The sequence below is a fragment of the Brevundimonas sp. BH3 genome, from assembly GCF_045345115.1.
Lineage (GTDB): Bacteria > Pseudomonadota > Alphaproteobacteria > Caulobacterales > Caulobacteraceae > Brevundimonas.
In genome coordinates, this window is sequence record NZ_CP150796.1 from 2,316,227 (window position 1) to 2,339,817 (window position 23,591).

General features: G+C 61.0%; 22 protein-coding genes, 1 tRNA gene and 1 other RNA gene. 8 read left to right on the forward strand and 16 right to left on the reverse strand.

What is annotated here, in order from left to right:
• Positions 1–19: 19 nt before the first annotated feature.
• From WEU32_RS11350 to WEU32_RS11415, 14 genes are all read right to left on the reverse strand, one after another.
• Positions 20–1,195, reverse strand: coding sequence for a putative peptidoglycan glycosyltransferase FtsW (locus WEU32_RS11350; RefSeq protein ID WP_312812209.1), 1,176 nt, complete (start codon positions 1,193–1,195; stop codon positions 20–22).
• The gene (gene murD, locus WEU32_RS11355; protein WP_406851948.1) at positions 1,192–2,592 is read right to left on the reverse strand and encodes a UDP-N-acetylmuramoyl-L-alanine--D-glutamate ligase; all 1,401 of its coding nucleotides are present in this window, start codon (positions 2,590–2,592) and stop codon (positions 1,192–1,194) included. Before murD ends, WEU32_RS11350 begins: the two co-directional genes overlap by 4 nt.
• Positions 2,593–2,596: 4 nt before the next feature.
• Positions 2,597–3,706, reverse strand: a complete 1,110-nt coding sequence (gene mraY, locus WEU32_RS11360) for a phospho-N-acetylmuramoyl-pentapeptide-transferase (protein WP_312136035.1) — start codon at positions 3,704–3,706, stop codon at positions 2,597–2,599.
• 12 nt (positions 3,707–3,718) lie between these two features.
• Entirely contained in the window at positions 3,719–5,122 is a 1,404-nt protein-coding gene (murF, locus tag WEU32_RS11365; RefSeq protein WP_406851949.1) for a UDP-N-acetylmuramoyl-tripeptide--D-alanyl-D-alanine ligase, read from the reverse strand.
• Complete coding sequence (locus WEU32_RS11370; protein WP_406851950.1) at positions 5,115–6,575, reverse strand: UDP-N-acetylmuramoyl-L-alanyl-D-glutamate--2,6-diaminopimelate ligase; 1,461 nt, start codon at positions 6,573–6,575, stop codon at positions 5,115–5,117. The genes murF and WEU32_RS11370 overlap by 8 nt, the downstream gene beginning before the upstream one ends.
• On the reverse strand, positions 6,572–8,362 hold the full coding sequence (locus tag WEU32_RS11375; protein WP_406851951.1) for a peptidoglycan D,D-transpeptidase FtsI family protein: 1,791 nt from the start codon (positions 8,360–8,362) through the stop codon (positions 6,572–6,574). Before WEU32_RS11375 ends, WEU32_RS11370 begins: the two co-directional genes overlap by 4 nt.
• Entirely contained in the window at positions 8,359–8,820 is a 462-nt protein-coding gene (locus tag WEU32_RS11380) for a cell division protein (RefSeq protein WP_406851952.1), read from the reverse strand. Before WEU32_RS11380 ends, WEU32_RS11375 begins: the two co-directional genes overlap by 4 nt.
• Complete coding sequence (gene rsmH, locus WEU32_RS11385) at positions 8,817–9,785, reverse strand: 16S rRNA (cytosine(1402)-N(4))-methyltransferase RsmH (RefSeq protein WP_406851953.1); 969 nt, start codon at positions 9,783–9,785, stop codon at positions 8,817–8,819. The genes WEU32_RS11380 and rsmH overlap by 4 nt, the downstream gene beginning before the upstream one ends.
• A complete protein-coding gene (locus tag WEU32_RS11390) occupies positions 9,782–10,258 on the reverse strand; it encodes a division/cell wall cluster transcriptional repressor MraZ (protein ID WP_167176578.1) in 477 nt (158 codons plus the stop codon). The genes rsmH and WEU32_RS11390 overlap by 4 nt, the downstream gene beginning before the upstream one ends.
• Positions 10,259–10,714: 456 nt before the next feature.
• Positions 10,715–11,084, reverse strand: an RNA gene (rnpB, locus tag WEU32_RS11395) — RNase P RNA component class A.
• Positions 11,085–11,139: 55 nt separating this feature from the next.
• A complete protein-coding gene (locus WEU32_RS11400; RefSeq protein WP_406853445.1) occupies positions 11,140–11,898 on the reverse strand; it encodes an N-acetylmuramoyl-L-alanine amidase in 759 nt (252 codons plus the stop codon).
• Positions 11,899–11,913: 15 nt separating this feature from the next.
• Complete coding sequence (locus tag WEU32_RS11405) at positions 11,914–12,246, reverse strand: hypothetical protein (RefSeq protein ID WP_312812195.1); 333 nt, start codon at positions 12,244–12,246, stop codon at positions 11,914–11,916.
• Positions 12,247–12,372: 126 nt separating this feature from the next.
• The gene (gene sppA / locus WEU32_RS11410; protein WP_406851954.1) at positions 12,373–14,169 is read right to left on the reverse strand and encodes a signal peptide peptidase SppA; all 1,797 of its coding nucleotides are present in this window, start codon (positions 14,167–14,169) and stop codon (positions 12,373–12,375) included.
• Positions 14,170–14,309: 140 nt separating this feature from the next.
• Complete coding sequence (locus WEU32_RS11415) at positions 14,310–15,059, reverse strand: SIMPL domain-containing protein (protein WP_406851955.1); 750 nt, start codon at positions 15,057–15,059, stop codon at positions 14,310–14,312.
• Positions 15,060–15,251: 192 nt separating this feature from the next.
• Between WEU32_RS11415 and WEU32_RS11420 the strand changes: the two genes are divergently transcribed.
• From WEU32_RS11420 to WEU32_RS11455, 8 genes are all read left to right on the forward strand, one after another.
• Positions 15,252–15,327: transfer RNA gene (locus WEU32_RS11420), tRNA-Ile, on the forward strand.
• A 128-nt stretch (positions 15,328–15,455) separates the two neighbouring features.
• On the forward strand, positions 15,456–16,001 hold the full coding sequence (locus WEU32_RS11425) for a PH domain-containing protein (protein ID WP_406851956.1): 546 nt from the start codon (positions 15,456–15,458) through the stop codon (positions 15,999–16,001).
• 70 nt (positions 16,002–16,071) lie between these two features.
• Entirely contained in the window at positions 16,072–16,563 is a 492-nt protein-coding gene (locus WEU32_RS11430) for a GAF domain-containing protein (RefSeq protein WP_406851957.1), read from the forward strand.
• Position 16,564: 1 nt separating this feature from the next.
• Positions 16,565–17,455: an ROK family protein gene (locus WEU32_RS11435; protein ID WP_406851958.1), complete on the forward strand. Its 891-nt coding sequence runs from the start codon at positions 16,565–16,567 to the stop codon at positions 17,453–17,455.
• Positions 17,456–17,498: 43 nt separating this feature from the next.
• Positions 17,499–18,317, forward strand: coding sequence for an HpcH/HpaI aldolase/citrate lyase family protein (locus tag WEU32_RS11440; RefSeq protein WP_406851959.1), 819 nt, complete (start codon positions 17,499–17,501; stop codon positions 18,315–18,317).
• A 64-nt stretch (positions 18,318–18,381) separates the two neighbouring features.
• Positions 18,382–20,451 carry a capsular polysaccharide biosynthesis protein gene (locus WEU32_RS11445; protein WP_406851960.1) on the forward strand — a complete coding sequence of 690 codons (2,070 nt, stop codon included), beginning with the start codon at positions 18,382–18,384 and terminating at the stop codon, positions 20,449–20,451.
• A gap of 137 nt (positions 20,452–20,588) precedes the next feature.
• Complete coding sequence (locus tag WEU32_RS11450) at positions 20,589–21,734, forward strand: beta-ketoacyl-ACP synthase III (protein ID WP_312812183.1); 1,146 nt, start codon at positions 20,589–20,591, stop codon at positions 21,732–21,734.
• A gap of 97 nt (positions 21,735–21,831) precedes the next feature.
• Positions 21,832–22,119 carry a hypothetical protein gene (locus WEU32_RS11455; protein WP_406851961.1) on the forward strand — a complete coding sequence of 96 codons (288 nt, stop codon included), beginning with the start codon at positions 21,832–21,834 and terminating at the stop codon, positions 22,117–22,119.
• A gap of 67 nt (positions 22,120–22,186) precedes the next feature.
• Here WEU32_RS11455 and WEU32_RS11460 read toward each other — a convergent pair whose 3' ends face one another.
• Both WEU32_RS11460 and WEU32_RS11465 read right to left on the reverse strand, forming a co-directional pair.
• Positions 22,187–22,732, reverse strand: a complete 546-nt coding sequence (locus tag WEU32_RS11460; protein ID WP_406851962.1) for a porin family protein — start codon at positions 22,730–22,732, stop codon at positions 22,187–22,189.
• Positions 22,733–22,874: 142 nt separating this feature from the next.
• Positions 22,875–23,423, reverse strand: coding sequence for a porin family protein (locus WEU32_RS11465; RefSeq protein ID WP_406851963.1), 549 nt, complete (start codon positions 23,421–23,423; stop codon positions 22,875–22,877).
• Positions 23,424–23,591 lie beyond the last annotated feature (168 nt).

Genomic DNA, 23,591 nt, shown 5'->3' on the forward strand with positions numbered 1-23,591 from the left:
TCAAGATTCCGTTTGGACATCACAGGCGCGAGCGCGGATTGATATTGGCACCCGGTTCATAGGCACCGGGCAGACGGCGCGTCAGTGACAGAGCAAAACCCGCCGTCAGACCCATCGCCACCATGGACGAACCGCCATAGGAAATGAACGGCAGGGTCATACCCTTGGTCGGGATCAGGCTGAGATTGACCGCCACATTGATACAGGCCTGAAGCCCGATCAGCATGAACAGGCCCGCCGCCGCTGTCTGCTGGAACGGATCGGCCAGCTTCATGGCCTTGCGCATACCGCGCAGGACGATGAAGGCGTATAGGCCGATAATTAACAGAGACAACACAAGGCCGTATTCCTCGGCCCCGACCGAATAGATGAAATCGGTGTGAAGGTCGGGCACATGGCGCTTCATCACGCCCTCGCCGATCCCGCGTCCGACCAAACCACCGGCACGAATGGCCTCCGACGCACGGTCGATCTGGTGGGTGTCTGCCGTTTCAGGCGAGAAGAAGCGGTCCAGACGGTCGCGCATGTGGCTGAAGGTGAAATACAGGCCCACCGCCGCCACAGGTACAGCGCCCGCCACACCCGCCACCCATTTCAGCGGCATCCCCGCCATGAAGAACACAGCGGCAAATGTGGTGGTCACCAACAGGGTCTGGCCGATATCGGGCTGGATCAGCAGCAGTGCCACAACCATGCCCCATGCGCCAACGGCGATACTGACACCCGGTACGCCCTGACTTTTACCGGCCTCGGAGAACATCCAGGCGGCAAAGACAATCAGACCCGGCTTGGCAAATTCGGACGGTTGCAGGCTGAACGGGCCGAGGTTGATCCAGCGCGCCGCACCCTTCACCTCGTCACCGATAAACGGCAGCAGCATCATACAGACGATGCCGCAAATCAGGGCCAGCACCGCCAGTCGGCGCACACCCTTGGGTGACAGGATACTGGTCATCAGCATGGTGGCACAACCGGCCGCCGAGAAGACCATCATCCGGTAGGAATAGTGGAATGGATTGCTGATGGATTCATCAGCGAGGATCGCCGCAGGGCTGGAGGCAAAGCTCAGCACCACCCCGATGAACATCAGGGCCAACACGGCCAACAACAGCGGACGGTCCACCGTCCACCACCAGCGGGCCAGCACACTCTGGTCACTGCGCGAAAAAGGATGCGGTGCGTAGGACTGGCTCATCTTGCGCTCTCAGCCTCGGCTCCAAGGGCCAGCACCGCCGCGCGGAACGCTTCGCCCCGTACCTCGAAATCGGGGAACTGGTCAAAGCTGGCACAGGCGGGCGATAACAACACAACCTGTTCGCCTCCGGCCTTGGCCGCATCGGCGGCGGCCATTTGCACGGCGCGTTCCATGGTGTGCGCCACCACATGCGGCACGTCGCCCAGCGTCACGGCAAAGGCATCTGCGGCCTCGCCGATCAGATAGGCCTTGGTGACATGACTGAACAGCGGACGAAGGGATTCAATCCCGCCCTCCTTGGCCTTGCCACCCGCAATCCACAACACAGCAGGATAGGAGGCCAGCGCCTGAGCAGCGGCATCGGCATTGGTCCCTTTGGAATCGTTGATGAAGCGCACTTCGTTAATGCGCCCCACGGCCTCCATGCGGTGCGCCAAGCCGGGGAAGGCTTTCAGGCCCGACAGCGCCTCATCGGGCGCAACACCCAGCGCCGTGGCTGTCGCATAGGCAAAGGCCGCATTCTGGGCATTGTGACGCCCCGGAAGGGATCGGGCATCGGACAGGTCGATACGGTCTTCATCGGCCAGCAACAGAGCGGGAGCCGCCCGCCAGCCGGATGTCGGCAGGTCTGCCTCCAGACGTGCCGTGGCGATGCGGCGTACATTGGCCCCCTCGCCTTCCAAACGGTCGGCCAGCGCCTTGCCCCAGTCCTCGTCGATACCGATCAAGGCCAGCGCCCCGTCCGGCTGCGACTGGAAGATGCGGGCCTTGGCCTTCACATAGCCTTCCATCCCGCCATGACGGTCCAGATGGTCGGGGCTGATATTGGTCAGGATGGCCACGTCGGGCGCGAAACTAGTGGTCAGGTCCAGTTGATAGCTGGACACCTCGATCACATAGACGGCGTCGGGCGTCGGTGCTGGCAGGGCCAGAACTCCGATGCCGATATTGCCGCCCATATGCACCTTGAGCCCCGCCTGTTTCAGCACATAGGCGATCAGGGCCGTGGTGGTGGACTTGCCATTTGTGCCGGTGATGGCGACCACGCGCGGGCGCTGACCGGCAGGCAGAGCATCCAGTGCGCGGGCAAACAGTTCGATATCGCCAATGACGGGAATACCTGCCGCATGTGCCTTATCGACGGTCCAGTGCGGCTTGGGATGGGTCAAGGGTGCTCCCGGTGACAACACCAGAGCGTCAAAGCCCGACCAGTCCGCTTGTGTCAGGTCTTCGACATTAAAACCTTCGGCCTCGGCCTGCATCCGGCCCGAGACACCATCGTCCCACAGGACCGGCAGAGCCCCGCCCGCCTGTAGGGCGCGGGCAGCCGTAATCCCCGAGCGGCCGAGGCCAAAAACCGCAACGCGTCTGCCTTCAAAGCCGGGAACGGGGATCATGGGATTAACGCAGTTTGAGGGTAGAAAGACCGATCAGGGCCAGCATGGCGGCCACGATCCAGAAGCGGATCACAACCGTCGATTCCGGCCAGCCCATTTTTTCAAAATGGTGGTGGATCGGGGCCATCAGGAAGATGCGCTTGCCGGTCATTTTGAAATAGCCGACTTGAATCATCACCGATGCGGCCTCGACCACGAACAGACCGCCGACAATGCCCAGCACCAGTTCGTGCTTGGTCGCCACAGCCATCGAGCCGAGCGCGCCGCCCAGAGCCAGCGAGCCGGTATCGCCCATGAAGATTTTCGCGGGCGGTGCGTTGTACCAGAGGAAGCCCATGCCGCCGCCAATGATGGCTGCACAGAAGATGGCCAGTTCACCTGCGCCGGGCACATGGTGGACCTGCAAATATTCCGAGAACAGGAAGTTGCCGACCAGATACGAGATGATGCCAAAGGCACCCGCCGCCATCATCACCGGCACAATCGCCAGACCGTCCAGCCCGTCCGTCAGGTTCACCGCATTCGAGAAACCGACAATCGTAAAGGCGGCAAAGGCCACATAGAACCAGCCGATATTGAGCAGCACAGCCTTCAGGAACGGGAAGGCAATAGAGGTTTCCAGACCCGGCGAGGTCGGCGAATGGGTCATCCACAGAACGGTCAGAACACCGGCAATCACGGCCACAACCGTCTGCGCGGCCAGCTTCTGTTTCGAGGTCAGACCGGCCGAGGATTGTTTGGTCACCTTGGCATAGTCATCGACAAAACCCAGCACACCAAAGGCTGCCGTTACGCCCGAAACGATCCAGATATAGGGATTGGTCAGGTCGCCCCACAGGAAGACCGCCACCGCAATACCGGCCAGGATCATCAGACCGCCCATGGTCGGCGTGCCGACCTTGGACAGATGGGTGACCGGACCGTCTTCACGGATCGGCTGGCCCTTGCCCTGACGCAGGCGCATCCAGTTGATGAAGCGGCTGCCCATGGCCACGGCCACGATCATCGCCGTCGCCATCGCCAGCGCCACACGAACCGTCTGATACTGGATCAGGTGCAGCAGCGGATAATCCTGCGCGATGTCCGCATAATGTAGATACAGAAGGTAGAACATAGCCGGTTCCTGTTACTCCGCAGCGCCGTCAAGCTCTGCGAGAGCCTTGGCCACAATAGCGGCCCGCGAGCCGTTCGATCCCTTCACCATGACGATATCGCCCGGTGAAACCAAATCTGCCGCAATACCGGCCAGTTCGGCGGCGGTTTCGCGCCACTGGCCACGCATGGCGGACGGTAGAATATCGTAGAGCAGACGCATCTGCGGCCCTGCCGCATGCACCACATCAATCTTGTTGGCGATCAGGCTTTCCGACAGGCCTTCGTGCAGGGCGCGGCTGTGATCACCCAGTTCCAGCATGTCGGTCAGAACCACCACGCGCTTGCCGCCATGGGCAACCGGACGCGCACCAAGGCTGATAAAACTCGCCTTCATCGACAGAGGATTGGCGTTATAGCTTTCATCGATCAGGGTGAAATGACCGCCCTTGTGGGCCACGCAATTGGTTTCCCCGCGACCGGCCAGCGGCGCAAAATCGGCCAGAGCCTCGAAGGCGGTTTCCAGCGACACATCCATTGCGCGCAGCATCAGGATCACACACAGGCTGTTCAGGCCCCAATGCACACCTGACTGGGCCAGACGATAGGCATGGCGTTGCCCTTCGATCTCGGCGACCACAGTGGCCCCTTCGGGATCGGCATCGAATGACAACAAACGTGCATCGGCATCCTCGCCGGTGCCGAAAATCTTCAGAACAGCGCCAGCATCGCGTGCAGCCTGTTTGACGATGTCGGCATAGGCATTGTCGCCATTGATAACGGCCACACCGCCCTCGACCAAACCTTCGAAGATTGCGCCTTTTTCGCGCGCCACACCGGCCTCGCCATCGGCAAAGGCCTCGATATGGACAGGCCCAACCGTGGTCACACAGGCCGCATGCGGGCGTACCTGTTGCGACAGGGGGCCGATCTCGCCGGGGTGGTTCATGCCGATTTCAAACACGGCACGTTCGGTATCGGCCGGCATGCGCGACAGGGTCAGCGGCACACCGATATGGTTGTTATAGCTCTTGATCGAAGCGTGGCTGCGGCCCGCCAGATCAAGACCGGCCTTGATGGCCTGTGTCACGCTGGTCTTACCGACACTGCCGGTCACGGCCCCGCGCTTGGCGGCGCTGCGGTCACGCGCCGCTGCGCCAAGGGCCTCCAGCCCCTTCAGGGTATCGGGCACCACCACATAGGCCCCGCCCTCGACCGGATGCTCGACCAGAGCCACAACCGCACCGGCCTCAAAGGCGGCTTGTGCAAACTCGTGGCCGTCGCGGGCACCTTTCAGCGCCAGAAACAGGTCACCGGACTGGATTTCACGGGAGTTATAGGTCAGGCCGCCGACATCGGCGTCGCGGCCTTCCAGTTTACCGCCAACAGCCGAAGCTATGGCTTCGGCAGTCCACAGCGGCTTTTCAAGATCAGGCATTTTCGCTCAGGGCAAGGCTTGCTTCGGTGACGTCATCAAACGGATGAACCACACCGCCGACGATCTGGCCCTGTTCATGCCCTTTTCCGGCGATCACGACCACATCTCCTTCGCGCATCAGACCAATGGCGTAGTGGATAGCTTCGCGACGGTCGCCGATTTCCTTGGCGTCGGGGCAACCTTCTTTGACCTGAGCGCGAATAAAGGCCGGATCTTCCGAACGCGGATTATCGTCGGTCACGATGGCCACATCGGCCAGACGCCCTGCAATCGCGCCCATCAGAGGACGCTTGGTGCGGTCACGGTCACCGCCAGCGCCGAACACCACAATCAAACGCCCCGTCGCATGTGGACGCAGCGCATTCAGCACCGTTTCCAGACCGTCCGGCGTGTGGGCATAGTCCACATAGACCTCGCCGCTCTTGCTCGAATGGGCCTGAACGCGTTGCAGGCGCCCCTGCGCACCCTCGATCATTTCAAGGGCCGGAATAACCTTGTCGGCATCCTCGCCTGCCGCAATGCACAGGCCCGCCGCAACAAGGGCGTTGGACGCTTGGAAGGCACCGGCCAGCGGCAACAGAATGTCGTGCATACGACCGCGCACATCAATGACCAGACGCTGGCCTTCCGGCGTCGGACGACGCTGGATCAGGGTCAGGTCACGACCGCGCTCGCCCACACCCATCACGCCCAGGCCGGCCATAATGGCCGAGGACGCAAAGGCCGAATAGGCATCGCTGTCGGCGTTCAGAACCGCCGTGCGGCCACGCGGCAGCAGGGTTTCGAACAGACGCAGCTTGGCCGCGCGATAGTCTTCCATCGTCGCATGATAATCGAGATGGTCTTGGCTCAGATTGGTAAAGCCCGCGGCTTTGATGGCCACGCCATCCAGACGGCGCTGGTCCAGACCATGCGAAGACGCTTCGAGGGCAAGGTGGGTCACGTCCTTGCGGGCCAGTTCGGCCAGAAGACGCGCGGCCTCTGCCGCATCGGGGCTGGTCAGGCCGGGACCGGTCAGGGCATAGGTCTTGTCGCCCTTTTGGCCGACCACGCCCAGCGTGCCCATGCTGGCCGATTTATAGCCCATGGCTGCCCACATCTGGCGGCAGAAGTTCGCCACCGAGGTCTTGCCGTTGGTGCCGGTAATGGCCACGCAGTTCTTAGGCTGGGCACCGTAGAATGCACGCGCTGCAATCGCATAGGCGCGGTGAACATCGCCCGAGCCGATCAGCAGAGGCGCAGCGTCGCTCGGCGTATCATTGGGAGCCAGAACCGCCGCCGCCCCTTGCGACAGGGCCTGATGGATAAAGGCACGACCGTCAGCATTGGTCCCCGGCAGGGCGACGAACAGCGCACCGGGCGTCACCTTGCGGCTGTCGGACGTGACCGAAGTGATTTCAGGATCGGACGCCAGATCGCGGTTCAGCAATTCTGACAGGCGCTGTGCGCTCATCGGGCTGCACCCTCGGTCGGCTTGGGTTGTGGAATACGCTCGCCCGTGGCGGTGAACCAGCGGTCATCCTTGCGCGCCACACCGAGAAACTCGGCGATACGGTCAGCAATACGGCCCACAGCCGGAGCGGCAACAAAGCCGCCGGTACGCGGATACTGCCCCGGTTCATCGATCAGGACAAAGACCGAATAGCGCTTGGCATTCACCGGACCATCAGCTGGAAAAACAGCGGCGAACGAGCCGACAGCGACGGTCGGATCATAGCGACCATTGACCAACTTGTTGGCCGAGCCGGTCTTGCCGCCGACACGCAGGCCCGGGGCATTGGCGCGACCACCCGAACCACGGGCGACGTTGCCGCGCATCAGTTCCAGCATCACCGCCGAGGTTTCCGGCGAGATCACCTGACGGGTTTCTGCATTCGGATTACCGCCACGACGCAGGGTCGGCGCAACATAGCGCCCCCCATTGGTCAGCGCCCCATAGGCCGCCACCGTCTGCAGCGGGGTACTCATAATGCTGTAGCCGAACGACAGCGAAGCCAGCGTGGAATCGCCCCATTTCTGAGGATAGGTCGGACGGGCGCTTTCGCGCAGTTCGATCGGTGCAGCATCCAGCAGACCCAGACGCTTGAAATAGTCGCGCATCACATCGTCGCCCATTTCAACCGCCAGTCGCGACGTGCCGATGTTGGACGAATGCAGGAAGACTTCTTCCAGCGTCATCACCTTGTTCTTGGCGTGGAAGTCGGTAATGCGGCGATTGCCGATATAGAACGGCTTAGAGGCATCGAACAGGGTACCACGGTCGGCACGGCCCGTATCGACACCGGCAGCAATCGCATAGGCCTTGAAGATCGAACCCATTTCATAGTGAGCCGAGGTCACGCGATTAAGCGTGGCATTATTACCTTCGGTCACCGGCTTGTTGGGATCATAGGTCGGGTACGAGGCCATACCCAGAATCTCGCCGGTGTGCACATCGGCGACCACGGCGATACCGGCCTTGGCATTGGCTTCGGCTACAGCGGTCGCCAGCTCGTTTTCAACGACACCCTGAACACGCATATCAATCGAGATCGGGAAATCGCCGCCGTCCATACCTGCATTGCGGATTTCGCGGTCGAATGCCAGTTCCACCCCCGAAACGCCCTCACCGCCCGTATCCGAACGGCCCAGCAGGTGCGAAGCCGATGCCCCCAGAGGATAGACACGGCGATCTTCGGGCTCGAACGTCACACCGCCCAGAGCCAGATCATGGATGGCTGTCTTTTCCTGCGGGGTCAGGCCCGTGGCGACAATCAGACGACGCTCGCCTGACAGAACACGGTCCAGCTTGTCCTTGGAAACGCGCGGCAGAGCCGCCAGAATCTGTTCGCGGGCCACGTTCACATCCCACACTTCGCGCGGGTCGATATAGAGGCCGTAATGGGTGATATTGGTCGCCAGCAACAGACCGTTGCGATCCACAAGGTCGCCACGCGTCAACATGGGTCGGCTATGGCCGTAACCCACGCGCCCCTTGTCGGCAAACAGCGCCGCATAGGATGCGCCGCCCATCAGCACCACAAACACCAGAGCGAATGCCGCCATCACCAAGAAGATGCGGAAACGCGGATCATCCTGTGCGCGATCATGGCTGCGGGCGCGCCCGTAAGCGTTCTCGACATCCCAGACCAGCGCGCCCACACGGTTGCCAATCTTGGCCATCAGGCCATCCAAAGCCGGTGCCTTGATGCCGGGTGCCGGACGGCCCCAGTTCATATCGCGATGATCGTGAACGCTCATGGCTGACCTTCCTGGCCAGAAGCTTGAACAGAGGCGGAAGCTGTAGACTTAGCGGGTACATAGGCAGCCGGTACGGCAGCCGTTGCGACGGGAACTTCTGGAGTCACAGCCGGTGCTGGCGGCTGATGCTCGGCGGCGATCTTTGCCAGACCCTCTTCGTCGGCACGGCGTTGAACCTTGACCGGCTCCAGTCCCAACTGGCGCGACAGGGCTTCCAGACGGGCGGGTTGTTCCAGACGGGTGGCTTCGGCGCGCAGCAAGCGCACGCGCTTTGCGTTCTCGCTGATTTCACGCTCGATCTTGCTGATCTCGGTGCTTTCGCGGGCCGCTGCGGTCTTGACGATATAGACCGACACCATCACTGCCGCGAGACAGACAACCGACACCAGCTCGATCACGCGCACGCCACGCACACGCCAGTCAAACAAACGCTTTAGAGGCACAAGGACAGGGTTCATTTACGCCCTCCCCCATTCGTCCATGCTGGAGCAGAAGTGCGGATCGCAGCACGCAATTTGGCCGAACGGGCGCGCGGATTAACGGCACTCTCTTCGGCGGTTGCAGCCTGTGCGCCCTTGAACTGAAGGGCAAAGGTGGGCTGGCGCGGATCGACCGCCACAGGCGCATGGCGTGAACCGGCGGGGGTATTGCCCGAGCGTTCCTGCAGGAAATTCTTAACGATGCGGTCTTCCAACGAGTGGAAGGTCACAACCACCAGACGTCCGCCCTCGGTCAGGGTCTGTTCGGCGGCCTCAAGACCGCGCTCCAACTCGCCCAGTTCGTCATTCACTGCGATACGAAGCGCCTGGAAGGTGCGTGTGGCCGGATGGATGGCCGCACCGCGACGTCCGCCCAGAGCCTTCTCGATCACCTCGGCCAGATCCAGCGTGCGGCTGAACGGCTGTTCGGCGCGACGGCGCAGAATAGCCGTTGCCACGCGACCGGCCTGACGCTCTTCGCCATACAACTTGATGATGTGGGCCAGTGGACCGTGTTCCCACGTGTTCACAATATCGGCTGCGGTTTCGCCGGTATCGGCCATCCGCATGTCCAGCGGCCCGTCACGCATGAACGAGAAACCGCGCTCGGCCTGATCCAGCTGCATCGACGAGACACCGATGTCGAACACCGCGCCATCCAGCTTGGCCTTGCCGCTTTCGGCAAAGGCGTCGTCCAGATCACCGAACGGGGTGCGGATCAGTTGGAAACGGTCACCGAACTCGGCCTTTACGGCATCGGCATGGACCTGAACCGTCGGATCGCGGTCCAGACCGATGACCTCGGCTCCGGTCGCCAGAATGGCGCGGGTGTATCCACCAGCGCCAAAGGTCGCATCAATAATCACATCACCGGATTTGGCATCCAGCGCCGCCAGAACCTCCGGCAGCATCACCGACAGGTGGGGCTTGGCGTCTTCGCTCATGCGCCGCCCCCTGCCAGTTTGATCTGGGCTTCCAGCTTGGCCTTGGCGACCTGGGCCAGACCGGCCTTGGCCAGACGGCGCTGCTCGGCGCGGCGGGCCATCCACTTGTCCTTGGCCCAGATCTGGAAACGGTCGTTCAGGCCGACAATAACCACATCGCCCGACAGCTCGGCCTCGAGGCACAGATGATCCGGCAGGGTGATCCGGCCACCGCTGTCGAACGACAGGCGCACCTGCTCGCCCATGACCTGCCACTCCAGCGCCGAACGCTCTTCGGAGCCGAACGGCAGCGACTGGATCACTTCATTATAGACAGCGAACAGATGGTCCCCGCCCGCTTCAAGGCAGTCGGCTTCGATGGAGGGGAACAGGAAAACGCCGTGCTCTGCACCGTTTTCAGCCGTGCGGAAGTCGCCCGGAATGAGCAGGCGACGCTTAGCGTCCAATTGTTTCTCGTAGGTCGAGAGAAACACGCCCTGTCCCATCGAGCCCGTCGGCCCGTCCCTGCGCCTTCGGCAGACAACACAAAACGTGCGCCCTACAGCCGATCAGTTCAGCTTCTGGGATACCATGGGACAGAATGGGTCTCAATGGGATGAAACGGGATGTTTAACCTTGTTTTCATCTTGCCAGTGGACAAGAACACCGCAAGAACAAGAACATACACAGAACAGCCCACTTGTGGATGATGTGGAAAACTGACGATATCTGTATTTTCTACAGTCATTTACGCAGACAGCTTGGTCACAGCACCGCATTTCGCCCCCGACGAGGCAACCTGCCCCATCAGGGTAAATAAAAAATCGATTTTTACGCGAGCCATTCCCATTTTCGCGTCAAAGTGCGTTTTCGCACCTGCGCCAAAGGCCGGTGAATCACCCCAGTGGCGATCCATCCCATTTTCAGGACGGAATTTCACAGAATGGAAAAATGCCAGACGGTCTATAAGCCGGGTTCTGTCCCGCAAGCGGTGACGATCATTCCTCTGGACCACCCGTTGCCGAGTGGTTCTCGCGACCTACCCGGACGTCCGGGGCAGTGAACCCTGTGGCCGAGGCCACGCGACGTCCCTATTTGGTCTTGCTCCAGGCGAGGTTTACCTTGCCATCTTCGTTACCGAAGACGCGGTGGGCTCTTACCCCACCCTTTCACCCTTACCCCGATAAATCGTGGCGGTTTGCTTTCTGTGGCACTGTCTCTCGGGTCGCCCCGGGCGGGCGTTACCCGCCGCCTTTTCACCGTGGAGCCCGGACTTTCCTCGACAGGGTCAAGCCCTGCCGCGACCGTCCAACCGTCTGGCGCGGTCCAAGTGCCGTGTTCTGCCTTTCAGGTCAATGAGGCAGGAAGATAAAGATCAGTCCAGAACGCCGGTGACGCTTTCGACACTAGCCAGTTGCAACAGACCCACCAGTCGCGCGCGCGTCTCGCCATCGGCGATACCGTCCACGCGGTCGGGTCTCCAGTGACGCTGGAAGGCTTTGACGGTCATGACGGTTTCGTCGTCATAATCGCCGCCGGCCGCAATCGGATAGCCCAGTCGATGCAGTCCCGAGCGCAACACCAGCACCCCCAGACCGGTATCACCTGTCTGGAGCGCCGCGCCGAGCGCATGGATACGCGCCAGCGCTGGCTCGAACCACAGACCATGCCCTTCGCCGGCCAGACGCTTCCACGGGAACAACTCGCCCGGATCGTCCTTGCGCGTCGGTGCCATGTCGGAATGGGCGATGATGCGGGCGTCGGGAATGGTCCAGCGTGTGCGGATATCGGCCACAAGGGCGATCACCGCTTGAATCTGTGCCTCAGGGAAATCGCGATAGCCGAACTCGTGACCGGGATTGACGATCTCGATACCGATCGAGGCACCGTTCACATCGTCCGTGCCCTGCCATGCACCACGACCGGCGTGCCATGCGCGGCGCTCCTCGGCCACCAGACGGAAGATACGGCCATCTTCCTCGACCAGATAGTGCGCGGAAACCTTGGCCTCGGGATCGCACAGACGCTCAAGCGCCTCCTGCCCCGTCGGCATGCCGGTATAATGTAGAACCAGAATGTCAGGGAGAACCCGACGCTCGTCGAAATTCGGTGACGGGGCCTCGATGAACTCCATGATGTTCACGCAGCCTTAGCGGCCGTCGCGCTCCCAGCCATAGGCCACCCAGGTGTCGCCAACCTTCTGGGCGTCGATCACACCTTCGTCGGCGGCTTTTTGTGCCTGACGCATCTGGCGCGAGCGGCGCGCACGCAGGGCAAAGCCGGCAAAAAACAGCACCACACCGCCGACCACCGCCAGTACGGCCACAGTCGCAGCGGTCAGCACAGCCAGTATCGCACCCACTGTCACAGCCACCGCTGTCGCCACAAGGCCGAACATCCAGACCACAAACGCAGCCAAACCACCATTAGGGCGGCGACGGGCTGTAAAGCCGATCCGGGCCATAGGGTCAGACTTGATCATAAGCTCGATACCTTGTTGGGCGCGGGAGGAGCGCACAGCCTCTAATGTCGGTCCGCAAACCTGAACGGTCAATGACCTGCGACATCACAGACCTGTCACGTTACGCCGCACCCTCCTCCTAACGCATCAGAAAGCCGGTTGTTCGGCCAGCACCGCAGCGCCTTGCGTACGCATCTGTTCGGTCCGCACACGTTCCATCACCGCCACAGCCGCCGGATCACCCAGAACCTGACCGATACGCACCAGAGTGGATGCCGCCTGCCCCGAGGCACCAAAGGCCGAAGCCAGAGCTTCCCACGGGGTTTGCGGAGTCGGATAGTATTTGAAGCGCACGCCCTCGGCCGATGGAATCTTGGCCAGTTGGCGGGCCTTGGTGATGGCTTCGTGCAGGCCGCCCAACTGGTCCACCAGACCGATTTCCTTGGCCTGCATACCGGTCCAGACGCGGCCCTTGGCGATTTCGTGGGCACGTTCCGGCGTCAGATTGCGACCGCGTGCCACACGCTCGATGAACTGGGCATAGATACGGTCCATAGAGGCCGAGAAGGCGGCGCGCTGGCCCTGGTCAAAGCCACTGGCCGAGCTGAAGGCATCGGCATAGTCGCCGCCCACCGTCAGGTTGCGCGTGTCGATACCGAAACGGCCCAAGGCCTCGGCAAAGGCGAACTTGCCGCCATAGACACCGATAGAGCCGGTCAGGGTCGAGGGCTGGGCCACGATCCAGTCGGCTTCGGAACTGATCCAATAGCCACCCGAAGCCGCATAGCCGCCCATGGAAACCACCACCGGTTTGCCTGCGGTCTTGGCGGCACGCAGCGCGGCGAGAATCTGCTCGGAAGCATCGGGCGAGCCGCCCGGCGAGGACACGCGGAAGACAATCGCCTTCACGTCCTTGTCCTCGATGGCCTGATAAAGCGCGCGGGCCAGATCATCCGAACGGATTTCCGAACCCGAACCGAACAGAGAGCCGCTATTGCCGCGACCGGTCATGATGGCCCCTTCGCCGCCTACGATGGCGATCGAAGACTTGGCACCGGAGCCCATGCTGCTACGCTGGCCCTTCATCGAGCCATAGTCACCCAGCTTGATAATCTTGGCATCCTTACCGGCCTTTTCCTTCACATAGGCCTCGGCTTCCTCGACCTGACCGATCTTGTCGATCAGCTTCAGTTGCAGGGCCTGCTCAGGCGTATAGGGACCGGCCTCGATCACAGCCTTCAGGGCCACAGGGTCCTGTTTGCGGTCGGTTGCCACCACCGACAGCACCGAGGTGTAGATGGAGTTCATCCATGCCGTCATCGCCTCGCGGTGGGCGGGGGTGAAATCTGACTGGGTGAACTCGTTCACCGCATTCTTGTATTCGTAACGCTGCTCGAAATCGGCCTTCACGCCGTATTTTTCAGCGGCGCGGCCAAGGAACATCGAGTCCATCGACAAACCCGTGGCCTGAAAGGACGAGGTGTTCTGCATCCACAGCTCGTCGGCACTGGCGGCCAGCATATAGGATGACATCACCACACCCGACGGCGCAAAGCCCTGACTGTGGGCGACCACCAGCTTGCCCGACTTGCGGAAACGCTGGACGGCCTGACGGATTTCGTCGGCATAGGCCGGGGTCATGCCCCCTTCGGGCGCACGGATCAGCAGCGCCTTGACGTTGGAATCTTCTTCAGCTTGGGCCAGCGTATCGATCACACCCAGCACAGACTGGCTGCTGTCCAGCATGGCAAACGGATTGGTCGGTACCTGATCGGTCAGCCCCTGACGCAGGTCCAGCTCCAACACTGTGTGCGCAGGCGCGACCGGCTTGGACGAGCTGGCCGCCACGCCGACCAAAAGCAGCAATCCCACCACCGGCAGGATAACAAAGAACACCACCAGCCCGGCAAACACGCCAAGCATGGTCAGGAAAAACTGCTTCATAAGGTTGTCATTCCGAAGGCGGCCCACAGGCCATAGACAGCATCGAAGGGCGGTCCTTTACGGATCCGCCCTTCCCAGCCTTTTAGAGACTGTTCTCATGCCCTGCAAAAGGCATGGAGATTACATTATTGTAACGCGACCTACTGACCCAGATCATAAAGGCCGTTGATCTCGATCTGGACGGTCAGTTCACCGCTCTCGACTGCGGTGCTGTCCATCGCAATGGCACCAGCCGCACGCGAGTACATGCGCGGCGAAGGTTGTGGCACATAACCACCGCTTTCGGTCAGGTTGCGGATGCTGCCCAGTGGCTTGCCCAGTGCCTCGGCATAGAGCGCAGCCTTGGCTTGCAAAGCCTGAACGGCCAGACGACGGGCTTGGTTTTCGGCTGCGCTCGGCTCTTTAAGACCAAAGGTGATGCCGTCGATCTGGTTGACACCGGCGGCCACAACCGCATCGGCCGTCTGGCCGACCTTGGTCAGGTCATTGATGATGACCGTCACGCGGTTCGTCGCCTGATAACCACGCAGCTTGGGCGATTCATTTTGCTGATAGTCGTATTGCGCCGACAGGTTCAGACCCGAGGTCTGGATGTCGCGTTCGGCAATACCGGAGCGGCGCAGCGCGGCGATGACCTGATTCATCTGGCGGGCATTGGCCTGCATGGCCTCTTGCGCCGTCGGGAACTCGGTCACCACGCCGAAATTTATGGTGGCCTGATCGGGAGCCACATTGACCTTGCCGGTCGCCGACAGGTTGAGGGAAGGTTGGTTCACAGCGGTTACTCCCGAAACAGTCTGGGCTTGGGCGGCAACAGGAAGGACAGCGACGGGGGCAGCCATGGCCACCATGGCCGAACCAATCATCAGCGCACGCGAAAAGCGGATCATAGGGAGTGTCTCCACAAGAGTTTCTGGGCCAACAGGGCCATAATTGTGCTTTTTGCATGCCCCGTATGAACAAAGATGAACGCGCTAAAGTCAGGCTTTGTTCACCCGCACGTCTGTTTATCGCCCAGATTGTTGTCCTGATCCCTCTTCTCAGTGGCCGCGACTGCTGCTAGGCACAGCCTCCTGCTTCGGGGGCGTGTAGCTCAATGGTTAGAGCCGACCGCTCATAACGGTCTGGTTGGGGGTTCGAGTCCCTCCACGCCTACCAAAGCTCTGAAATCCATTTTCTTTTCAGAGCTTTGAACAATAAATTCCGACAACCTCCGTTTGCACATTTCAAAATACAGATGTTATCTGGATTGTCGGCACATAGCCGACACCAGAGGGGGAATCTGTTTGTCCACAACACCTTCAACTGTCATCGAGGGCCATTTCAGCCCCAAGCTGAAAACCTATTACTTCCTGCAGGGGGCTTTGCCTCTGGTCATCACGGTTGTAGGCATCCTGCTGCTGCCTCTGTGGGCTATCTTCGGATCATGGTGGGCGGGGCGTTATTATGCCTCGCTGAAGATGGTACTGACCGACCGTAATGTGGTCATCCGCAAGGGCGTGTGGTTCCGGCAGGAACTGACGATTCCTCTAGACAAGATTCAGGACATTTCTGTTCGTGAAGGTCCGCTGCTCAGTGCCCTTGGCCTGTTGGGCCTGCGGATCGAAACCGCCGGACAGCGCAGCAATGCCAGCGGCCAGTCCGAAGCCGATTTGATCGGCCTGATGAATGCCCGCGAAATGCGTGACCGTATTCTGGCCATGCGCGATGCCCAGACGCACGCACACGCAACGGCGACCACCCACACCGCATCCTCGCAAGACCTGCTGGTCGAAATCCGCGACGCCCTGTTGCGGATCGAAACCAAGCTGGGCGAACGTAAAACGTCATGATGACTTGATCTGGCGGGCAAGTGCGCTGACATACCGTCTCTGCATTTGCCCTCACCTGATTGAAGCCTCCATGTCCTATATCGCCCGTGACGACCGCCCTGCCGACAAGGCCGAATGCTATGCCGAGGTCGAGGCCGAGATTCTGGCGGTTCTGGACGGCGAGCCGAATGTGACGGCGCGTATGGCCACCGTGGCCTCGATGCTGGCCGATGCCTTTCCTGCCTTCTTCTGGACCGGCTTCTATGTGGTCGATCCGGCCAAAGAGAACGAGCTGGTAGTCGGCCCCTATCAAGGCACGCTGGGCTGTCTGCGTATCCCGTTTGCACGCGGCGTTTGCGGTGCGGCGGCCCGCGAGCAAAAGACGCAACTGGTTGAGGATGTGCACGCCTTCGAAGGTCACATCGCCTGTGACAGCCGCTCCGAGAGCGAGATCGTCGTGCCGGTATTTGATGCCGACAAGAACCTGATCGCCGTACTGGATGTGGATGCCACCGAAAAGGCGGCGTTCGATGCCGTGGATCAGACCTGTCTGGAGCGCCTGATGGCCAAGGTATTTGCCTGATATGCGCATCGGCATCGACTTTGGTGGCACCAAGATAGAAGCCGCCGCCATTGACGAGGCCGGTGGCTTTAGCGCCCGTATCCGACGCCCCAATCCCGGCACCTATGACGGGGCGATCCGTCTGGTCGGCGAGCTTATCACCGAGGTCGAACAGCTTGCCGGTCCTGCCCGCTCGGTCGGGCTGGCCATTCCGGGTTCACCGTCACCGCTGACCGGCCTGATCCGCAATGCCAACAGCCAGTATCTGAACGGCCAACCGTTCCAGGCCGACCTGCAACAACATCTGGGTCGCCCTGTGCGCCTTGCCAATGACGCCAACTGTCTGGCCCTGTCCGAAGCCGTCGATGGCGCGGGCGAAGGCCATGCCTCGGTCTATGCCGTCATCCTTGGCACCGGCTGTGGCGCAGGGTTGGTGATCGACGGTAAACTGGTCGAGGGCCGTCATGGCGTCGCCGCTGAAATGGGTCACAATCCTCTGCCTTGGCCGACGCTTGACGAAGTGCCCGGCCCCGCATGTTGGTGCGGACAATCGGGCTGTCTGGAGACATGGATTTCCGGCTCCGGTTTTGCCCGCGCCCACCGTGCCGCCAGCAACCGTGACTGGTCCTGCGAACAGATTATCGACGCTGTCCGCTCCGGCGACCTTGAGGCGGTGCAACAGATGGACCTGCTGCGCGACCGCGTGGCCCGCGCACTGGCGGCTGTGGTTAATCTGGTCGATCCCGAGATTATCGTGCTGGGCGGCGGATTATCGAACCTGCCGGAGCTTTATGACGGCCTGAACGAGGCCATTGCCAAGCGCGTCTTTTCTGACATCTGGAATGCCGCTGTCGTGCCCGCCCGCTGGGGTGACAGTTCGGGCGTGCGCGGTGCCGCTCGCTTGTGGCCATAAGCCTCGCTATGCTCCCGAAAAACGAGCTTCAAGCGAGTCTCCGATGAAAGTCCGCAGCGTCCTTTATCTGCCTGCCAGCAACCCGCGCGCCATCGAAAAAGCGCGTGGTCTGGATTGCGATGTCGCGGTTCTGGACCTCGAGGACGCGGTTGCCCCCGAAGCCAAGTCCGACGCCCGCAAGGCCGCCATCGAGGCCGCCATGGCCGGTGGATTTGGTCCCAAACTGGCTGTGCGTATCAATGCGCTGGACACCCCTTGGGCCGAAGACGATCTGGACGCCCTTAAAGACGCGCCCGTTGATCTGGTCGTCGCCCCCAAGATCGAGAACGAGCAGCAGGTCAAGGCCATCAGCGACGTGCTACGTCTGGATCAACGTCTGTGGGCGATGATCGAAACACCCAAGGCATTGGTGGACCTGAAAGACATTGCCGAGGCGGGCGGCATCCTGTCGGGCCTGATGCTGGGCGTGAACGATCTGGCCAAAGAAATGAAGACGGGCACCTCGCCTGACCGCGAGCCGTTCAAGCCGTGGCTGGCCGCTGTGGTCGCCCATGCCCGCGCCAACAGGCTGCTGGCCATTGACGGCGTGTTCAACCGCATCAAGGACGAGGACGGCTTTATGGCCGAGGCCCAACAGGGTCGCCTCTACGGTTTTGACGGCAAGAGCCTGATCCACCCGTCCCAGATCGCGCCTGCCAATGCCGCCTTTGGCCCGTCCCCTGCCGAGGTTGAATGGGCGCAGAAAATCGTCGCTGCCTTCGATACTCCCGAGGCCAAAGGTCTGGGCGTGATCCGTGTGGATGGCGAAATGGTCGAGCGGCTGCATCTGCAACAGGCGCAAAGCCTGCTGGCCGATCTGTGATTGCCCACAACCGATCAAGAACACCCCACTGGTTAAGCCTCGCCGTGCGGCCTAGACAAAACCCATGATGGAATCCGCACAGCCCGCCCCCACCCTGCCGCTTAAGTCAGCATGGGTTTGCGCGCCGGGTGTGCTGAAGGTGCCGAACCTTGCCGCCTTCCTGCCGGAATATGCGCTGAACCGCCTGCCCTCCAAGGATGTGGATGTGGTGACGGGCTGGGGTCTGAAACCGTCGAGCCGTGCGGGACGCACATGGGCCAGTCGCAACAACAAACCCTATGTCGCACTCGAAGACGGCTTCCTCCGCTCGGTCGGCCTTGGCGAAAGCGGCGCGACCAGCCTCAGCGTCGTCGTCGATGATCTTGGCATCTATTACGACGCCACCCGCCCCAGCCGTTTGGAAACCCTGATCGATACCGCCCCGCAATGGTGTGATGCCTCGCTGGCCACCCGCGCCCGCGCTCTGATCGACCGCATGGTCGAGGCACGGATTTCCAAGACCAATATGGGCGTGGCACTGGATGAGCGCATTCTAGAACCGCGCCGCCGCGTTCTGGTGGTGGACCAGACCTATGGCGATGCCTCCATTGCCTATGGACTGGCGAGCGAGACCCGCTTTGCCGAAATGCTGGCTGCGGCGCGTGCCGATGAACCCGACGCCCAGATCATCGTCAAACGCCACCCCGCCGTGGCCGCAGGGCGCAAACAGGGCTGCATCCCGTCGGACCAGTTATCTGGTGTCACCCTGATCGACACCGATGTGCGTCCCGCCGAACTGCTGGATGCCGTCGATGCCGTCTATGTGGTGACCTCGGCTCTCGGCTTTGAAGCCTTGTTGCGGGGCAAGGCCGTGCGCTGTTTCGGGGCGCCGTTCTATTCCGGCTGGGGCCTGACCCGCGACACCGTCCCGACCGGTCGCAGGGGCCAGTCGCGCACCGTCGAACAGGTCGTGGCCGCCGCCATGATCCGCTATACCCGCTATGTCGATCCGGTCACCGGCCAGCCCTGCGAGGCCGAACAGGCACTGGAGCGCCTGATCGCCCTGCGTGACCGCGCCGATCGCCTGTCGGGCGACTGGGCCGCTGTCGGCTTTGCACCCGCTAAACGCCCGCCTGTGCGTCGCCTGCTGAACAGTCCCAAGGGCCGTGTGCGCTATTTCTGGCGTGCCAAGTCTGCCGTCGCCCATGCCCGCGCCACCGATGGCAAGCTGATCTGGTGGTCCGGCAAGGAAAGCCCCGAAATTTTGGCTGCCGCCAGCACTTTCGATGGCGAGCGCGTGCGGATGGAAGACGGCTTTATCCGCTCACGCGGTCTGGGCTCCGACTTCTTTGGGGCCCTATCCGTCGCGCTGGACGATCAGGGCGTCTATTACGACCCGCGCACGCCCAGCCGTCTGGAAATCCTGATCGAAACGGGCGGCCTGTCCCCGCGCCAGCGCGACCGCGCACGACACTTGCGCGAAGCCGTGGTCGGTGCGGGCCTGTCGAAATACAACCTCAAAGGCAGCGCCCTTCCCGCCACATGGCCCAAGGACAAGCCTGTCCTGCTGGTGGTCGGTCAGGTCGAGAACGACAAGTCCATCCTGACCGGATGCGGCGATATCCGCACCAATTCCGGCCTCGTCAAAGCCGCCCGCGCAGACTTCCCCGATGCCTTCCTTGTCTATCGCAACCATCCCGATGTGACGTCCGGCAACCGGATCGGCCTTCTGGATGCGGGGGCCATGCATGAAGTCGATGCCGTGGCCGATGATATGGACATTATCGACCTGCTGAATGCCTGCGACCGGCTGGCGACCCTGACCTCGCTATCGGGCTTCGAGGCGCTAATGCGCGGCAAGGCCGTCAGTGTCTATGGCCGCCCCTTCTATGCCGGGTGGGGACTGACAGATGACAAGATGACCTTCGAGCGCCGCACGCGACAGATCACGCTGGATGACCTGATCCATGCCGCCCTGATCGACTATCCGGTCTATGTGACGCCGGATGGCTGGCCGTGTGAGGCCGAAGACTTGGTGGCCGCCCTGATTGCCGCGCGTGACCATCCCCTGCCACCGCCGCCGCGTGGCCGGGTCAGACGTTGGTGGCGTGGCATAAAGGCAAGTCTCGACCGCAGCCTTCCGCCGTCATATTGATAATACCAACAACAACACGAAGGACGCCGCTGTCGGACAGAAGTTCGCCTCAAATACCGGACAATGAAAACGGCAACAGCTGTTTTCACAGCCCTCCCCCAGAGCGAACCGCGCGACCCGCGTGAGGATCATACCAAGTGCATAAAGCCGTCATCGCCGCCACCGGCCTCTTCACCCCCGACCAGTCCATTTCCAATGACGAACTGGTCCACGCCTACAACACCTGGGTTGATGGCTGGAACGCGGCCAATGCTGCCGCCATCGAAGCGGGCGAGATCGAGCCGAAAACGCACTCTTCCAGCGCCTTCATCGAAAAGGCCTCGGGCATCAAGAGCCGCTTTGTCATGGACAAGGAAGGCATTCTCGATCCGTCGCGCATGGTTCCGCGCCTAGCGGCCCGCAGCAATGACGAAATCTCTATCCTTGCAGAGATGGCCGTCAAAGCCGCCGAGCAAGCCATTGCCGCATGGGGCAAGCCCGTCAGCGAGATCGGTGCCGTCATCTGCGCCGCCTCGAATATGCAGCGCGCCTATCCGGCCATGGCCATCGAGGTGCAACAGGCACTGGGCATCGGCGGCTTTGCCTTTGACATGAATGTGGCCTGTTCGTCGGCCACCTTCGGCATCAAGACCGCTGCCGACTTTGTCGCTTCCGGTTCAGCCAAGGCTGTGCTGATGGTGAACCCCGAAATCTGCTCGGCGCACCTGAACTTCAAGGATCGCGACAGCCACTTCATCTTCGGCGACGTCGCCACCGCCGTCATCGTCGAAGCCGAGGATCAGGCCGGTCCCGGTGGCTGGAACATTCTGGGCACCAAGCTGCAAACCCAGTTCTCGAACGCTATCCGCAACAATTTCGGCTTCCTGAACCGTACCCACCTGCCGACCGACACCGCAGAGCCGATCCCTTCGGACGGACTAACCGACAAGCTGTTCGTGCAGCAAGGCCGCAAGGTGTTCAAGGAAGTGGTGCCGATGGTCTCGCAAATGATCATCGACCACGCCGCAGAACTGTCCATCGACCCGACGACCTTCAAGCGCCTTTGGCTACATCAGGCCAATATCAATATGAACCAGTTGATCGGTAAGCGGGTTCTCGGTCGCGAGCCTTCGCCAGAAGAAAACGTCATCATTCTTGACGACTATGCCAATACATCCTCGGCGGGTTCGATCATTGCCTTCCACCTGCACAATCAGGGCTTTGAAGCTGGGGATAAGGGCCTGATCTGCAGTTTTGGTGCTGGCTATTCGGCTGGTACGGTTGTTCTTGAAAAGCGGGACTAAACAGAAAGTTGAGCACCAGGCCATTGCAGCGCTTGCACTGTTCTATTTTTTTTGCAATCCCTAGAGAAATTAAATTTATCGGGGTCGGGATCCGGTAATGTCTAAAAAGACAGATCAAATCGTTTCGCCTTGGGCAGAACAACTCGGCGATCCACTGGCGCACGATATCGCGACAGTGCTTCACCGCATGGGCGGCTCTGCCCATCAGGACATGGTGATCAACTGCGTGGCCGCCATGCGTCGCCAGCGCGGCGAATCCGTCACGCAAGACCTTAAGGCGCGCATCATCGAAGTGTTCGAGCGTTATCGCGACTTCTTCGTGCGCCCCTTTGGCGAAGGCTCGATGCGCTGGGCTATTGCACCGGACGCACTGCACGCCATCTAGGGACGCGATAAAACGAAAAGGCCCGCCTCTTCAGGAGGCGGGCCTTCGTCGTTAGAACACCTATCGATTAGAAGCGACGGACATAGCTGACGCCATAGGTATCAAGGTCTTCGCGGGCGCTGCCCTTGAAGTCACGGCGTGTCCAGTCGGCACGGATGCCGTTATCCGCGTTGAGCTTGTACTCACCGCCGACACCATAGACCCAGTGCTGGCCACCGACATCGCTGGTGCTGTCACCCAGCGTGCGCTTCAACTCGGTGTGGCCGTAACCGCCACGGGCGTGAAGCTGGATATTCTCGCCGACCGGCAGCTTGCCGACCACATAACCGGCAGCATCCCACTCATGCTTCAGGGTGCCTTCGACACCGTTGCTCGTGAAGTCCTTATCCTTCACGCCCACGCCGACTTCGGTTTCAACGGCGAGGTAACGGTTCAGGTCAATACCCATGCGGCCTGTCACAGACCCCGTGCTCGAGCCGTCAAAATGGGTATAGCCCAGCGAACCATAACCACGGGCATTGTCCATGCTCCAGGCAGAGCCTTCACCCGACTGGGCCAGTGCCGGCGATGAAACAACAGCAGCCACAGCGGCCAAAATCATCATCTTACGCATTTGAAACTCCTTACAAACTCAAGCCACATCACATGGAACCCTCACTAAGAGGGCCCGCATTTCAGGCGACTTGTCGTTCACGGATCTTCACAGGAGGAGCCGGCTGGCGGATCCGTATACGCCAGCCGGGAAACGTCAGGCCTTAGAAGCGACGGATGTAGGACACCGAGTAGACATCCACTTCACCTGCATCGCTGTCGGTAAAGTCACGACGGGTCCAGTCGCCGCGCACACCGTTCTGGGCGTCGAAGAAGAAATTGGCACCGGCACCATAGTTCCAGCTGGCACCATCCACTTCACGCGAGATACCACCCAATTCGCCCTTGATCTTAGACGTACCGTAGCCACCACGGGCGAACAGTTCGAACTGATCCGTCACCGGCAGGGTACCGACCACATAGGCCGCAGCATCATATTCGTGCTTGATCGAACCATCGACGCCCGCGATCGAGAAGTCGTCATCCTTCACACCAAAGGAGACTTCGCCCTCGACACCGATATACGGATTGAACTTGGCCCCCAAACGACCCGTCACCGCGCCAAGATCACCATCGGAATGATCCAGTTGCGAGTAACCCAGAGTACCGTAATAGGTCGGGTTCCATTGAGTAGCCGGAGTCGTTTGAGCAACAGCGGCCTCACCGAAAGCAACGGTAGCAACAGCGCCAGCAACAATAGCAAACTTACGCATATTAAATTCTCCTCTATGGAGTTGAACTCAAAGCGAACACGCCTTGCGTCCCAGCTCGAGAATAGAAATGGGCACGATCACTGAGCGTTCCATAGGCATTTACACGAATGTCATGATTGTGTATTTCAAAACACATACGCAGTTATGCCAATATTGGCAAAATTTGGC